Source organism: Amycolatopsis pretoriensis (assembly GCF_900107925.1).
Lineage (GTDB): Bacteria > Actinomycetota > Actinomycetes > Mycobacteriales > Pseudonocardiaceae > Amycolatopsis > Amycolatopsis pretoriensis.
Map to the genome: position 1 here is coordinate 307,458 of NZ_FNUJ01000007.1, position 13,720 is coordinate 321,177.

Below are 13,720 nucleotides of genomic sequence, written 5' to 3' on the forward strand. Positions count from 1 at the left end.
GGTTGGGGCATGGTGGCGCGGAACGCCACAACATCGGGCACATCTTGAGACTTGACCCACCCGATGGGGGTACGGAGTGTAGATCGTCCGAGGTACTATGCTGCCCTGCATGGGCTAATCGGGTGACGTCCGGATGCCTGGGTGAGACGCGTCCGGTAACCGGAATTCCCTCTTCGGGGGCAGTGAGGTCGAATGTCGAGGGCGGTTCCCGGCCCGGAAAGCACTTTTCGCAGGTCAGCGCCCGAGTGGGGAACAAAATTGACCGGCCAGGCATCGGGGGTACGATTCTTTGGCCCAGCTGACCGCAGCGATCGATTGGCACCGATAAAGTTGATCTCGACGACCGTGCAGAACGCAAATTGCGCCGTGCACGTGCACAGTCCCTTGCACGGGACCGCGGGACCTTCGCAACGGTGCCTGCGCGCGGCCGGCCGGGCGGCCGGGGACGAGCGCGGGCACCGGGGGCGCGGCAGGGCGCGGACGGCACGACCGTCCGCACGCCCGCCGCGAGCCGGGACGCCGTGCCGCCGACGCGGATCCATGACGCCGGACAGGGAGTCACTCACGTGACCGTTGCAGGAGAAGGTCAGGTGCCCGTGGGGGAGCTGCTCGGCCGAGCACCCCGGCGGTCCAAGGGGAAGGACGCGTGGCGCGCCCTCGTGCGCTGGCGCGACTGGAGCCTGCCCGTCAAGCTTTCGGCCGTCACCGTCGTCCCCATCGTCCTCGCGCTGGTCCTCGGCGTCACGACGATCGCGGGCCAGGTCGGCCGCTCGGACGAGTACCAGCGGCTCGACCGGCTCGTCGCGCTCGGCGGCCAGACGCGCGCGCTCACCGGCGCGCTGCAGCAGGAGCGCACGGTCACCGCGGCGATGCTGACCGAGGGCACCGTCGGCGGCACGCCCGAGCTGACCGCGGCCCGCAAGGCCACCGACGCCGCGGCCGGGCCGTTCACCGCGGCGCAGGCCCGCGCGGGCGAAGCCGAGCCCGGCGTCGCCGGTGCCGCCGGCGCGGCCGGCGCACAGGTCAACAACCTCGGCTTCCTCCGTCGCCAGGTCGACGGCGGCCAGCTCGACCCGGCCCAGGCCGTCACCGCCTACTCCGGGATCACCGGATCGCTGATCAGCCTCGACACCGCGGCCACCGCGGGCGAAGGCGACGGCACCCTCGGCGGCACACCCGCCGGGCTGCACGAGCTGCTCGTCGCGGGCGAGCAGGTGTCGCTCAGCCAGGCGCTGGTCTCCTACGGCATCGCGCGCGCCTCGCTGTCCCCGAGCGAGCTGGCGACGTTGCGCGCCGCCGAACTGCGGCTGGCCGACCGGCTCGTCGACTTCCGGTCCGCGGCCGGCGACACGCTGCAGCGCGACTTCGCGGCGATCGCCGAAGGCAAGCAGGCGCAGAGCCGGGCGCGGATGGTCGAGTCCGTGCTGAACGCGCAGCCCGGCACCGTCGACGACGCCTTCCGCGCCCTCTCGGCGGCGGACTGGAACGCCGCGTCCACGGGGATGCGGAAGGAGATCAGCCAGGTCGCCGACCGGCTCGGCGCGTCGGCGGCGGACACCTCGGCGCGGCTGGTCGACGACGCCAGCAGCGGCGCGGGCCTGCTCGCGGTGCTCCTGTTCGCCGCCATGGTGCTCGCCGTCGCGGTCGTCTTCCTCATCACCCGCCAGCTGCTGCGCTCGCTGAAGGCGTTGCGGCGCAGCGCCCTCGACGTCGCCGAGACCGCGCTGCCCGAAGCGGTCCGCAACATCCAGGAGGGCCGCGCGCAGGGCACGGACATCGTGCCGGTGCCGGTGCGGACCGACGACGAGGTCGGCGAGGTGGCGCGGGCCTTCGACAAGGTGCACCACCAGGCGCTGCGGCTGGCGACCGAGCAGGCCGCGATGCGCACCGGCTTCGGCAGCGTCTTCGTCAACCTGTCGCGGCGCAGCCAGAGCCTCGTGCAGCGGCAGCTGCAGCTGATCGAGCAGCTGGAGCGCGACGAGGAGGACGCCGACCAGCTCGCGACGCTGTTCCAGCTCGACCACCTCGCCACCCGGATGCGGCGCAACAACGAGAACCTGATGGTGCTCTCGGGCGCCGAGCCGGGCCGCCGGTCCGGCAAGCCGGTCGGCACCACCGACATGCTCCGCGCCGCGGTCTCGGAGATCGAGCAGTACCAGCGGGTCCAGGTGCAGCCCCCGCCCCCGGCCCGGATCGTCGGGTACGCCGCGAGCGACCTGATGCGCCTGGTCGCCGAGCTGCTGGACAACGCGACCGCGTTCTCCGCGCCGGAGACGTCGGTGACCGTCGCTTCGCGGCTGGGCGAGGACGGTTCGCTGAACGTCGACATCCTCGACAAGGGCATCGGCATGAACGAGGCCGAGGTCGCCGAGGCGAACACCCGGCTGACCGAAGCCGGCTCGGTCGACCTGGCCACCTCGCGCCGGATGGGCCTGTTCGTCGTCGGCCGGCTGGCCAGCCGGCACCGGATCGGGGTGTCGCTGCACGGCGGCAAGGACATCGTCGGCGTCCGCGCGACGGTCGTCGTGCCGGCGGAGCTGGTGATGCCGGTGACCGACGGCCCGCTGACCGGTCCGATCGGCTCGCTGCAGCAGCACCCGGCGAGCCCCGCGGCGGGCAACCCGCTGCCGCGGCGCCAGACCAACGGCCACTCCCGGCCGCGGCCGCTGGTCCCGCAGCAGCCGGCGATGGGTGAGGAGCGCTGGCCGTCGGCGAGCGACCTCGCCGGGCTGACGAACGGCCACGGGCCGGCCGACCGCCCGCCGTCGGACCGCGAGATTTCGGGGACCGCGTTGTTCTCGCCGCTGCCGAAGGACGAGGAAGCCCCGCCGCCGCGTCCGACGCTGCCGCCGGTGCCCGCGGTGCTGCCGGTGCCGGACCCGCCGCGCGCCGGCGACCTGCCCTCGGGCAAGGACCTGTTCTCCGCCAACGAAACGACGTTGAGCGACTGGTGGCGCCAGGCGACCGCGAAGCCGGAGCCGGCCCCCGCGCCCAAGCGGGCCCCGGACCCCTCGGAGACGACGCCGATCTTCGACGAGATGCTGTCGGCGTGGTTCCGCGAGGACAAGCCGGCCGCTCCGGAAGAGCCGGTCGCGCAGGAGGCGGAGCCCGCCGTCGCGGAAGAGGTGCGGAGCTGGGACTTCGCGAGCGACGAGAACTTCCGCACGGTCCAGGCGGTCACGAAGTCGGAACCGACGGCGTTCACGGACAAGGGCCTCCCCCGCCGCAGGCGCGGCGAGCAGCTGCTCCCGGGCAGCGCGACCCCGACCCCGCCGGCCCCGGCCCCGGCCCCGGCGCGTTCGGACCTCCCGGTCCGCGACCCGGCGGACGTCCGGGGGAGGCTGAGCAGCTTCCAGCAGGGCGTGACCCGCGGACGCCAGCAGGCCCGCCAGGCGGCGGCTTCGGCTGGTGGTTCGGGGCAGGCCGGGACCGCGGCTCAGGGTGGGGCGCAGCCGCAGGCAGGGGCTCTGGGACAGGCCGGGAATCTGGCCCAGTCGGGGTCGGCGCAGCCGCGGACCGCAGGTCAAGGCGGTGCGCAGTCGCAGGCCGGCGCTCCGGGGCAGGCCGGGAACGCTGCCCACGCGGGTTCGGTTGAGGCCGGGACCGCGGCCCAGGGCGGTGCGCAGCCGCAGGCCGGGAGCCCTGCCCAGCCCGCTTCGGCGCAGCCTGGGACCGCAGCTCAGGCCGGCGCTCCGGCGCAGGCCGGGAATCTGGCCCAGCCGGGGTCGGCGCAGCCCGGGACCGCAGCCCAAGGCGGCGCGCAGCCGCAGGCCGGCTCTCCGGGGCAGACCGGAAACGCTGCCCACGCGGGTTCGGTTCAGGGCGGTGCACAGCCGCAGGCCGGGAACCTTGCCCAGCCGGGTTCGGCGCAGCCCGGGACCGCAGCTCAGCAGTCGTTCGCGCAGGGACTCCAGCCCGGCGCGCTGCCCCGGCCGGGACGGCCGGCGGTCCCGCCGAACGGGCTCCCGCAGCGGCGACAGCAGGGTGCCTCGGCGCAGCCGAACGCCCTCGACCAGCCCGGCGACCGCCCGGCTTCCCCGGAGGCCGGCGAGCCGGCAGCTCGGGAAGCCGGCCGGCTGCCGAGCCGGCGGCCGCGGCCGTATCGCCAGGCGCCCGTCGACCCGGCGGACCAGCCGACGGCCTTCCAGGAAGCGGTTCCGCCGCAACCCGGCGACCAGGGCGAGCAGCCCGACGTCTTCCAGGAAGCGGCGGCGCCCGGCGACCAGCCCACGGTCTTCCAGGAAGCGCCGCAGCCGGGCGACCAGGCCACCGTCTCCCAGGAGGCAGCGGCGCCGCAGGGCGGCGACCAGCCCACCGTCTTCCAGGAGGCGGCGCAGCCCACCGTCTTCCCGGACTCCGGGCAGCTGCCCACCCCGGAGACCGCCGCTCTCCCCTCCCGCCGCGGCTCCGCGCCCACCCCCGAAACCCCCGCCCCGCGCCGGGAAGAGGTCACCGCCGAGTGGAACTTCGGGACCGATGACGGCTGGCGGGCGGTGCAAGCGGTGTCCCAGTCGGCACCCGCCACCTTCACTTCGGCAGGATTGCCCCGGCGCCGTCGCGGGGAGCAGCTGCTTCCGGGCAGCGCCGGACCGCCCACCGGGGCCACGGCCCCCCGACCACAACGGGACGCACACGACGTGCGCGGCCGCCTGCGCAGCTTCCAGCAGGGCATCGAGCGCGGGCGCCACCGCACCGCTCGGGCGACCGAGACCAACCACGAGACACTGGAGGGTGAATGACCTCGCCGAGTAGCGCGCAGCCGACGCAGAATCAGTTCGGCTGGCTGGTGAACGACTTCGCGGAGCGGGTGCCCGGCGTGGCCCACGCCGTGGTCGTCTCGGCGGACGGCCTGCTGCTGACCGCGTCGAACCGGCTCCCGCTCGACCGGGCCGACCAGCTCGCCGCGGTCGCCTCCGGCCTGGTCAGCCTCACCCAGGGCGCCGCGCGGTGCTTCGAGGCCGGGGCGGTCAACGAGACCGTCGTCGAGATGGAGCTGGGGATCATGGTGCTGATGTCGATCAGCGACGGGTCCTGCCTCGCCGTGCTCGCCGCCCCCAACTGCGACATCGGGCAGGTCGCCTACGAGATGACCATGCTCGTCGACCGCGTCGGTCAGATCCTCACCCCGGAGCTACGCGCCCAGCTTCAGGGCTCCGGGGGATCGCTGATCGGCGAACCGGTGGGATGATGGCGCGATGAGCACGGGGTCCGGATTCAACGGCGAACCACCCGCGGGGCAGCAGCCCGCCGGGCGAGGGGACGACGGCACGTTCGCCGACGTCCTCAACGGGTTCACCCTGGATTCCGGCCGTGCCCGCCGGAAGCGCAAGAAGAGCAAGGAGTCCCCGCCACCCCCGGCCGCCGGTGCGCACGCGGCCGCGGAACCGCCGGCGCCCGCGCCGTCGGCCGACCAAGGAGATCGTGTGACCTCTTTAGTCTCGCCCCCCGGCAGTACCGACGGGGACAGTCCCAGGCCGGGTGGGCTGTTCGACCCCGGCCCGCCCAGCGGCGAGTTCATCATGCCCGCGGTGTTCGAGCAGCCGCCGGCGCCCGAGGACCTGACGGCGATCGTCCGGCCCTACGCTTTGACCGGCGGCCGCACCCGGGCGAACTACGCCCTGGAGCTGGAGACACTGATCTCCGCGAAGGACTACGCTGCCACCGGTGGCTTCCCCGAGGTGGCCGCGGAGCAGATCGAGTGCATCTCGATCATGGAAGAGTGCCGGACCCCCCGTTCGGTCGCCGAGATCGTGTCGGCCCTGCGGGTGCCGCTGGGGGTGGCCCGGGTGCTGATCAGCGACGCGGCCGACGCGGGGCTGGTCACGGTGCACAAGACGATAACGGGCAATGACGGCGCCGAGGCACATCTGGTGTTGATGGAAAGGGTTTTGAGTGGACTCCGTCGGCTTTAAGGCACCGCGGGACACCGCGCCCCCGACCATGACATCCGCCAAGATCGTGGTGGCTGGTGGCTTCGGAGCGGGGAAGACGACCTTCGTCGGGTCGGTGTCGGAGATCGTGCCGCTCACCACCGAGGCGATGATGACCGACGCCAGCGTCGGCGTCGACAACCTCGACCACACCCCGAGCAAGTCGACGACCACGGTGGCGATGGACTTCGGCCGGGTGTCGCTGGACGCGGACCTGATCCTCTACCTGTTCGGCACGCCCGGGCAGCAGCGGTTCTGGTTCATGTGGGACGACCTGGTCCGCGGCGCGATCGGCGCCGTCGTGCTGGCCGACACGCGCCGGCTGGCCGACTCGTTCGCCCCGATCGACTTCTTCGAGGACCGCGGCCTGCCGTACATCGTCGGCGTCAACACGTTCGACGGCGTGCTGGAGCACGACATCAACGACGTGCGCGAGGCGCTGTCGATCGACCCGAACATCCCGATCGTCCGCTGCGACGCCCGGGACCGCGAGTCGACGAAGCAGACGCTGATCACGCTCGTCGAGTACGCGATGCGCCAGTGGATCGCGCTGCGGGCGGCCAAGTCCCGCTGACGCCGCCCCGGGCGAGCACCGGAGCGATCGCGCGCGGGGAAGCGCGGGATCGCCCGGTGTCTCACGAGCGCGCCGTCAGTACTCGTCGTGGCGGCGCCACCACGAGCCGGGCGCGTCCTCGCCGTGGGCGCCCTCCTCCCACGCCTCCTGCCGCCCCAGCGGCGTGACGTCGAGGTAGCGGTGCGAGGCCAGGAACATCTCGCCGCCGCGGCCGGAGGTGAAGTACGTCCGGTAGACGTCGTCGCCGTCGCGCAGGAACACGCTGACGCCGAAGCCCATCCCGACGCCGCAGTCCTCGGTGAAGCCGCTGCCGTGCGCGGACACCCACGGCACGTCCCAGCCCATCCGCGTCCGGTACCGCTCGATCTCCGGCAGCGTCGCCGGCGCGACGATCTTGAGCGTGACGTCGCGGGCGTGCAGGTGCGCCAGGTGCGGCATGTTGTCGACGAGCAGGGAGCAACCGGGGCAGCCCGCTTCGTCGCCGGGGTGCAGCATGAAGTGGTAGACGATCAGCTGGCGGCGGTCGTCGAACAGGTCGAGCAGGCTGACCGGCCCGTCGGTGCTCTCGAACCGGTACTTCGCGTCGAAGCGGACCATCGGCAGCCGGCGGCGTTCGGCGGCAAGCTGGTCGGCCGCCTTCATGTGCGCCTTCTCCTTGGCCAGCAGCGCGTCGCGCGCTGCCTGCCAGTCCTCCGGCGAGACGATCTCGGGCAGGGTGGCGGTCATCGGGCGTCCTTTCCTCGGAGGTGGCCGGTCAGGTCTTCGAAGCTGGAGGTCCAGCCCTCGTCGTGGTCGTCGCGTTCGGCAGCGGTCGGGAAGCCGGTCTGGGTGAACGTCATCTCGGTCTTGCCCCCGAGGTCGGCGAACCCGATCTCCACCAGCGTCTCCGGCTCCCGGGCTTCCCAGGCGAAGGTGAACGCGAGCCGTTCGGGGGCGTCGACCTCGCGGTAGACACCGCCCACCCAGAGGTCCTCGCCTTCGGGGGAGTGGATGCAGGCCCGCCAGCGGCCGCCGGGGCGCGGGGCGACGGTGACGGCGGTGCAGGTGAAGCCCTGCGGACCGAACCAGCTCGCCACGTGGTCCGGTTCGGTCCAGGCGGCGTAGACGAGCTCGCGCGGGGCGTCGAAGACGCGCGTGATGGTCAGGTCAGGCATCGCCGGTCAGCCTCCTCAGGTGGTCCTCGAGGCGGTCGAACCCGCCGTCCCAGAACTGCCGGTAGGTCGCGACCCAGTCGGCGACGTCTTCCAGGGGTTTCGCCTCCAGCCGGCAGGGCCGCCACTGGCGCGTGCGGCCGCGGGTGATCAGCCCGGCCTGTTCGAGCACCTTCAGGTGCCGCGAAACGGCGGGCAGGCTCATCGTGAACGGTTCGGCGAGCTCGTTCACCGTCGCTTCGCCCGCCGAAAGCCGGGCGAGGATGGCGCGCCGGGTCGGATCGGCGAGGGCGGAGAACGTGCGGCTCAGCTGGTCAGTCGTCATTTCAGCACCTTGTTAATTAACGGACTCGTTAAACATAGCGCCGAACAGGGCACTGTCAAGTTCTCCCGGTGGGCCCTGAGATCCGCGTCACGGGTCCTCGGGTTTCCAATAGTAGGAAGTCAAAGTATTTTGGAGGGATGAGCAGCGAGCTGTACCGCCCCGTGCACCCCGTCCGGTTCGTGACGGCGTCGAGCCTCTTCGACGGTCACGACGCGTCGATCAACATCATGCGGCGGATCCTGCAGTCGCAGGGCGCGGAGGTCGTCCACCTCGGCCACAACCGGTCGGTCGACGAGGTCGCCACCGCGGCCATCGCCGAGGACGTCCAGGGTGTCGCCATCTCTGCTTACCAGGGCGGGCACGTCGAGTACTTCTCCTACCTGGTGGAGCTGCTGCGCGAGCGCGGCGCCGGCCACATCAAGGTCTTCGGCGGCGGGGGCGGGGTGATCGTGCGCGAGGAGATCGAACTGCTGCACTCGCGCGGCGTCGCCCGCATCTTCTCGCCCGAGGACGGCTACGAGATGGGCCTGCCGGGCATGATCAACCTGATGATCAAGGCCTGCGACACCGACCTCGCGGCCGAGGCCCCCGCGCTGGACAAGGTGCTCTCCGGGGACGTCGCTTCGCTGTCGCGCGTCATCACCCAGCTGCAGGCGGAGAAGCTGCCCGCCGAACTGCTGAGCGGCCTCACCGAGGCCGCGGGCAAGCGCGAGGTGCCGGTTCTGGGCATCACCGGCACCGGCGGCTCGGGGAAGTCGTCGCTCACCGACGAGCTGATCCGCCGCTTCCGCCTCGACCAGGAGGACAAGCTGCGGATCGCGGTGCTCGCCGTCGACCCGTCGCGGCGCAAGGGCGGCGGAGCGCTGCTCGGCGACCGCATCCGGATGAACTGCCTCGACGGCTCCCCGGTGTACTTCCGCTCCCTGGCCACGCGCACGACTTCGGGCGAAATCCCGGCCGGGCTGAGCGAGTCGATCCTGGCCTGCAAGGCCGCCGGCTTCGACCTGGTGATCGTCGAGACGCCGGGCATCGGCCAGGGCGACGCCGGCATCGTCGACTTCGTGGACGAGTCGCTGTACGTGATGACGCCGGAGTTCGGCGCCGCGTCGCAGCTGGAGAAGATCGACATGCTCGACTTCGCCGACGTCGTCGCGATCAACAAGTTCGAGCGCCGCGGCGCCGAGGACGCCCGCCGCGACGTCGCGCGCCAGCTGGTGCGCAACCGCGAGGCCTTCTCTTCCGCGCCGGAGGACATGCCGGTGTACGGCACGAGCGCGGCGAAGTTCAACGACGACGGCGTCACCGCGCTGTACCAGCACCTGCGCGGGATGCTCGCCGAGCGGGGCCTCGGCGTGTCCGCGGGGACGCTGCCGCAGGTCGAAGGCAAGGTCTCGACCGACGCGTCGACGATCATCCCGGGCAACCGGTCCCGCTACCTGGCGGAGATCTCCGACACCGTGCGCGGCTACCACGCCGACACCGCGAAGCAGGTCGCCGCGGTCCGCAAGCGCGAAGCCCTGGCGCTGGCCCAGGCGGAACTGTCCAAGGTGGACGCGTCCACCGACGCGCTGGACGGGCTGCTCGCCGCGGCCGAGTCCGATGTGGACGGCGAGTCGACAAAGCTCCTCTCGCGCTTCCGCGAACTGGCCGAGGAGTACCGCCAGGACGAGCTCGTCGTGAAGATCCGCGACAAGGAGCTGCGCACGCAGCTGTGGCGCGAGACGCTGTCCGGCAACCGGATCCCGCGCGTGGCCCTGCCGCGGTACGCGGAGTCCGGCGAGCTGCTGTCGTTCCTGCGCCGGGAGAACCTGCCGGGATACTTCCCTTACACGGCCGGTGTTTTCCCGTTCAAGCGCGACGGGGAGGACCCGGCGCGGATGTTCGCCGGCGAGGGTGACGCGTTCCGCACCAACCGCCGGTTCAAGATGCTTTCGGCCGACTCCGAGGCCAAGCGCCTCTCGACCGCGTTCGACTCCGTGACGCTCTACGGCCACGACCCGCACACGCGCCCGGACATCTACGGCAAGGTCGGCACGTCCGGCGTGTCCATCGCGTCGCTCGAGGACATGAAGGTCCTCTACGACGGCTTCGACCTGACCGCGCCGAACACGTCGGTGTCGATGACGATCAACGGCCCGGCGCCGACGATCCTGGCCTTCTTCCTCAACACCGCGATCGACCAGAAGCTCGCGGACTTCCGCGAGGAGCACGGGCGCGAGCCGTCCGACGCCGAAGCCGCCGAACTGCGCGAGTGGGCCTTGAAGAACGTCCGCGGCACGGTCCAGGCCGACATCCTCAAGGAGGACCAGGGCCAGAACACCTGCATCTTCTCCACCGAGTTCAGCCTCCGGATGATGGCCGACATCCAGGAGTGGTTCATCGAGCACGGCGTCCGCAACTTCTACTCGGTGTCCATTTCGGGCTACCACATCGCCGAGGCCGGGGCGAACCCGATCTCGCAGCTGGCGTTCACGCTGTCGAACGGCTTCACCTACGTCGAGTCGTACCTCGCGCGCGGCATGGACATCGACGACTTCGCGCCGAACCTGTCGTTCTTCTTCTCCAACGGCATGGACGCGGAGTACTCGGTGCTCGGCCGGGTCGCGCGGCGCATCTGGGCCGTGGCCATGCGCGAGCGCTACGGTGCGAACGAGCGGTCGCAGAAGCTCAAGTACCACGTGCAGACGTCCGGGCGGTCGCTGCACGCGCAGGAGATGAGCTTCAACGACATCCGCACGACGCTGCAGGCGCTGTGCGCGCTGTACGACAACGCGAACTCCTTGCACACCAACGCGTTCGACGAGGCGATCACGACGCCGTCGGAGTCGTCGGTGCGCCGCGCGATGGCGATCCAGATGATCATCAACAAGGAGTGGGGCCTGTCGAAGAACGAGAACCCGCTGCAGGGTTCGTTCGTCATCGACGAGCTGACCGACCTGGTCGAAGAGGCCGTGCTGGCCGAGTTCGACCGGATCAGCGAGCGCGGCGGCGTCCTCGGCGCGATGGAGACCGGTTACCAGCGCGGCAAGATCCAGGACGAGTCGATCCTGTACGAGCGCAAGAAGCACGACGGCTCGCTGCCGATCATCGGCGTCAACACGTTCCGCAACCCGCGCGCGGGGGAGGACGAGGTCGAGGTCGAGCTGGCCCGCGCGACCGAGGACGAGAAGAAGTCCCAGCTGGACCGCCTGGCGGACTTCCAGCACCGCCACCACGAGGAGGCCCAGCAGGCGCTGAAGGCGCTGCGCGAGGCGGCCACCCGCGGCGGCAACCTGTTCGGGGTGCTGATGGACGCCGCGCGGGTGTGCTCGCTGGGTCAGATCACGGAGGCGTTCTTCGAGGTCGGCGGCCAGTACCGGCGCAACGTCTAGAGCCGCACGCGAAGGTACGCCCGGTCGTCGAACGAGTTCGCGGCCGGGCGCAGGCCCTTCGTTTCCGGCGGGTCTTCGATCATCAGCGGGTCCCGCGCGAGCCGCTCGGCCAGCAGGCGTTCGGCTTCGGCGAGCGTCGGCGCCGGTTCGGGGTAGCCGTCGGTCGTGATGACGACTTCCCGCACGCCCTCGGGCACCGGGAGCACCTCGACGAAGCCGGCCGGGACGTCCCGGCCGTCGATCGCGCCGTAGCCGAGGTGCGGGTCGGGCCGGTTGCGCAGCCCGACCAGTGCGCGCAACAGCTCCCGGACGGCCGCGCGGCCCGGATCGTCGGCCAGGAGCGCCGCTTCCGGAACGCCGTCGGCGAGGTGCGCGCGAAGCACGAGAGCACGCGCCTCGGCCACGACCCGCTCGCCGGACGGGCGCGGCGGCACGGGCGTGGCGTCCAGCAGCACGCGGCCTTCGCCGACGCGCCAGATTTCGCGGCGTGGCCGGTGCAGCACGCAGAACGTCACCGCCGAGCCGGCACCCGGCTCCGGCAGCAGCCCGCGGACCAGCGCGGTCGCGCTGCCGGCGGCCTCGCGCGCCGAACACCTGGCCGGGAGCCCGGCCAGGTGCCCGGCGACGGCTTCGGCCAGCGCGGCGCCGTCGGGTCCGGTGTCCCAGGGCTTCTTCGTCGCGCCGTCGGCGACGCCGACGACGTGCGCACCCGAGATCAGCCGGTCGGCGCACGGTTCGTCGCCGGCGCGCGGCACCACGGACTGTTCGACGATCACCCGGCCGAACGTACGGCCTTCAGCTGCCAGACCGGTACCAGCACCCGGCCGTCGGCGTCGGTGTCCAGCTCGGTCAGCGCGGCCGGGTCCTGGTCCAGGATCGCCCGGACGCTCTGCCGCAGCTCCTCCGGTGTCATCGACGTCGTGTACACCGTCGGCTCGAGGCGTTCGATCGTCCAGTCCTGGCCGACCGTCTCCCGCAGGTTGGCCTCGGTGATCAGGTACGGCGCCGGGAACGCGTCCGGCACCTCCGGCGAGAACGCGAACAGGTGCAGCGTCGCGCCCGGCCGCGTCGCGCGGGTCAGCGCCGCGAGGTACGCGCGCCGCTGCTCCTCGGACAGGCAGTGGTACAGCGCGCTGTCGAGGACCGTGTCGAAACGTCCTTCGTAGCCTTCGAGCTTGGTCGCGTCGGCCACCGCGAAGGTGACGCCCGGCGCGCGCGTCCGGGCCTGCTCGATCGCCGACGGCGCGCCGTCCAGCCCGGTGACCCGCAGGCCGCGCGAGGCGAGCAACGCCGAGTTGTCGCCGAGGCCGCACCCGATGTCGAGCACGTCACCGGTGAACTCGCCGGCGTCGGCCAGCGCGACGACCGCGGGCTGCGGGGCGCCGAGGTCCCACGGCATCTTCCGGCCCATCGGGGTGGCGCCCTGGTACAGCTCTTCGAAGTCGACGTCCTGTACGTCCATGACTGCCCCCTTATTCAACGTATGATGAGATGACTTCATCGTGCACCACGTGTCAACCCGGTGGTAGTCGTTGACTATGAAATTCGGGATCTCGACGTTCGTGACCGACGAAGGCATCCGGCCGGACGTGCTGGGTGCGGCACTGGAGGAGCGCGGCTTCGACTCGCTGTTCCTGGCCGAGCATTCGCACATCCCCGCCAGCCGCGAAACCCCTTACCCCGGCGGCGGCGACCTGCCCCGCGTGTACTACCGCACGCTCGACCCGTTCGTGGCGCTCAGCGCGGCGGCCGTGGCGACGTCGGAGCTGCTGCTCGGCACCGGGATCGCGCTGCTGCCCCAGCGCGACCTGATCCACACGGCCAAGGAGGTCGCTTCGCTGGACCTCGTCTCCGACGGCCGCGCGCTGTTCGGCGTCGGCGTCGGCTGGAACCGCGAAGAGATGCGCAACCACGGCACCGACCCGAAGACCCGCGGCGCGCTGATCGACGAGCAGCTGGCCGCGCTCAAGGAGATCTGGACGAAGGACGAGGCCGAGTTCCACGGCGAGCACATCGACCTCGACCCGATCTTCAGCTGGCCGAAGCCGGTGCAGAAGCCGCACGTACCGATCTACATCGGCGGAGAGAGTGAAGCGGCGCTGAACCGTCTCGCTCGCTACGGCGACGGCTGGCTGCTTCGCGGCTACACGAAGTACCAGGAGGCTCAGCGCGTCCGGGGCTGGCTGGCCGACCAGGGCCGCGAGGACGTCCAGTTCGCGGTGTTCGGCGGGCCGACCACGCCGAAGGTGATCGACGGCTTCCGCGAGGCCGGCGTCGAGCGGTACACGTTCCTGCTGGACACGCTGCCGGAAGCGGAGACGCTGAAGTCGCTCGACGAGCTGGCGAAGGTGGCCTCCGCGCACCGCTGA

At 71.8% G+C, this 13,720-nt stretch carries 11 protein-coding genes; 6 read left to right on the forward strand and 5 right to left on the reverse strand.

The window, feature by feature from the left end; genetic code table 11:
- The first annotated feature begins 590 nt into the window (after positions 1–590).
- From BLV96_RS31185 to BLV96_RS31200, 4 genes are read left to right on the forward strand one after another with little or no spacing between them, the layout of a single operon-like run.
- Positions 591–4,739, forward strand: coding sequence for a sensor histidine kinase (locus BLV96_RS31185; RefSeq protein ID WP_091389753.1), 4,149 nt, complete (start codon positions 591–593; stop codon positions 4,737–4,739).
- On the forward strand, positions 4,736–5,188 hold the full coding sequence (locus BLV96_RS31190) for a roadblock/LC7 domain-containing protein (RefSeq protein ID WP_004561253.1): 453 nt from the start codon (positions 4,736–4,738) through the stop codon (positions 5,186–5,188). The genes BLV96_RS31185 and BLV96_RS31190 overlap by 4 nt, the downstream gene beginning before the upstream one ends.
- Positions 5,189–5,195: 7 nt before the next feature.
- Positions 5,196–5,912, forward strand: coding sequence for a DUF742 domain-containing protein (locus BLV96_RS50900; RefSeq protein WP_244180601.1), 717 nt, complete (start codon positions 5,196–5,198; stop codon positions 5,910–5,912).
- Positions 5,913–5,940: 28 nt separating this feature from the next.
- Complete coding sequence (locus BLV96_RS31200) at positions 5,941–6,504, forward strand: GTP-binding protein (protein ID WP_091389756.1); 564 nt, start codon at positions 5,941–5,943, stop codon at positions 6,502–6,504.
- A 75-nt stretch (positions 6,505–6,579) separates the two neighbouring features.
- Here BLV96_RS31200 and BLV96_RS31205 read toward each other — a convergent pair whose 3' ends face one another.
- The 3 genes from BLV96_RS31205 to BLV96_RS31215 are packed head-to-tail and all read right to left on the reverse strand — an operon-like array spanning position 6,580 to position 7,980.
- Positions 6,580–7,230, reverse strand: a complete 651-nt coding sequence (locus BLV96_RS31205; RefSeq protein WP_091389760.1) for a DUF899 domain-containing protein — start codon at positions 7,228–7,230, stop codon at positions 6,580–6,582.
- Positions 7,227–7,658, reverse strand: coding sequence for an SRPBCC family protein (locus BLV96_RS31210; RefSeq protein ID WP_086685152.1), 432 nt, complete (start codon positions 7,656–7,658; stop codon positions 7,227–7,229). The genes BLV96_RS31205 and BLV96_RS31210 overlap by 4 nt, the downstream gene beginning before the upstream one ends.
- Complete coding sequence (locus BLV96_RS31215; RefSeq protein ID WP_086685149.1) at positions 7,651–7,980, reverse strand: ArsR/SmtB family transcription factor; 330 nt, start codon at positions 7,978–7,980, stop codon at positions 7,651–7,653. The genes BLV96_RS31210 and BLV96_RS31215 overlap by 8 nt, the downstream gene beginning before the upstream one ends.
- 137 nt (positions 7,981–8,117) lie before the next feature.
- Here BLV96_RS31215 and icmF point away from each other — a divergent pair, with 137 nt between their 5' ends.
- The gene (gene icmF, locus BLV96_RS31220; RefSeq protein WP_091389763.1) at positions 8,118–11,351 is read left to right on the forward strand and encodes a fused isobutyryl-CoA mutase/GTPase IcmF; all 3,234 of its coding nucleotides are present in this window, start codon (positions 8,118–8,120) and stop codon (positions 11,349–11,351) included.
- Here icmF and BLV96_RS31225 read toward each other — a convergent pair.
- The gene (locus BLV96_RS31225) at positions 11,348–12,127 is read right to left on the reverse strand and encodes a hypothetical protein (protein WP_091389764.1); all 780 of its coding nucleotides are present in this window, start codon (positions 12,125–12,127) and stop codon (positions 11,348–11,350) included. The two genes, icmF and BLV96_RS31225, sit on opposite strands and share 4 nt — an antisense overlap.
- Entirely contained in the window at positions 12,124–12,813 is a 690-nt protein-coding gene (locus BLV96_RS31230; RefSeq protein WP_091389768.1) for a class I SAM-dependent methyltransferase, read from the reverse strand. Before BLV96_RS31230 ends, BLV96_RS31225 begins: the two co-directional genes overlap by 4 nt.
- Before the next feature lie 76 nt (positions 12,814–12,889).
- Between BLV96_RS31230 and BLV96_RS31235 the strand changes: the two genes are divergently transcribed.
- A complete protein-coding gene (locus BLV96_RS31235) occupies positions 12,890–13,720 on the forward strand; it encodes an LLM class F420-dependent oxidoreductase (protein WP_086684848.1) in 831 nt (276 codons plus the stop codon).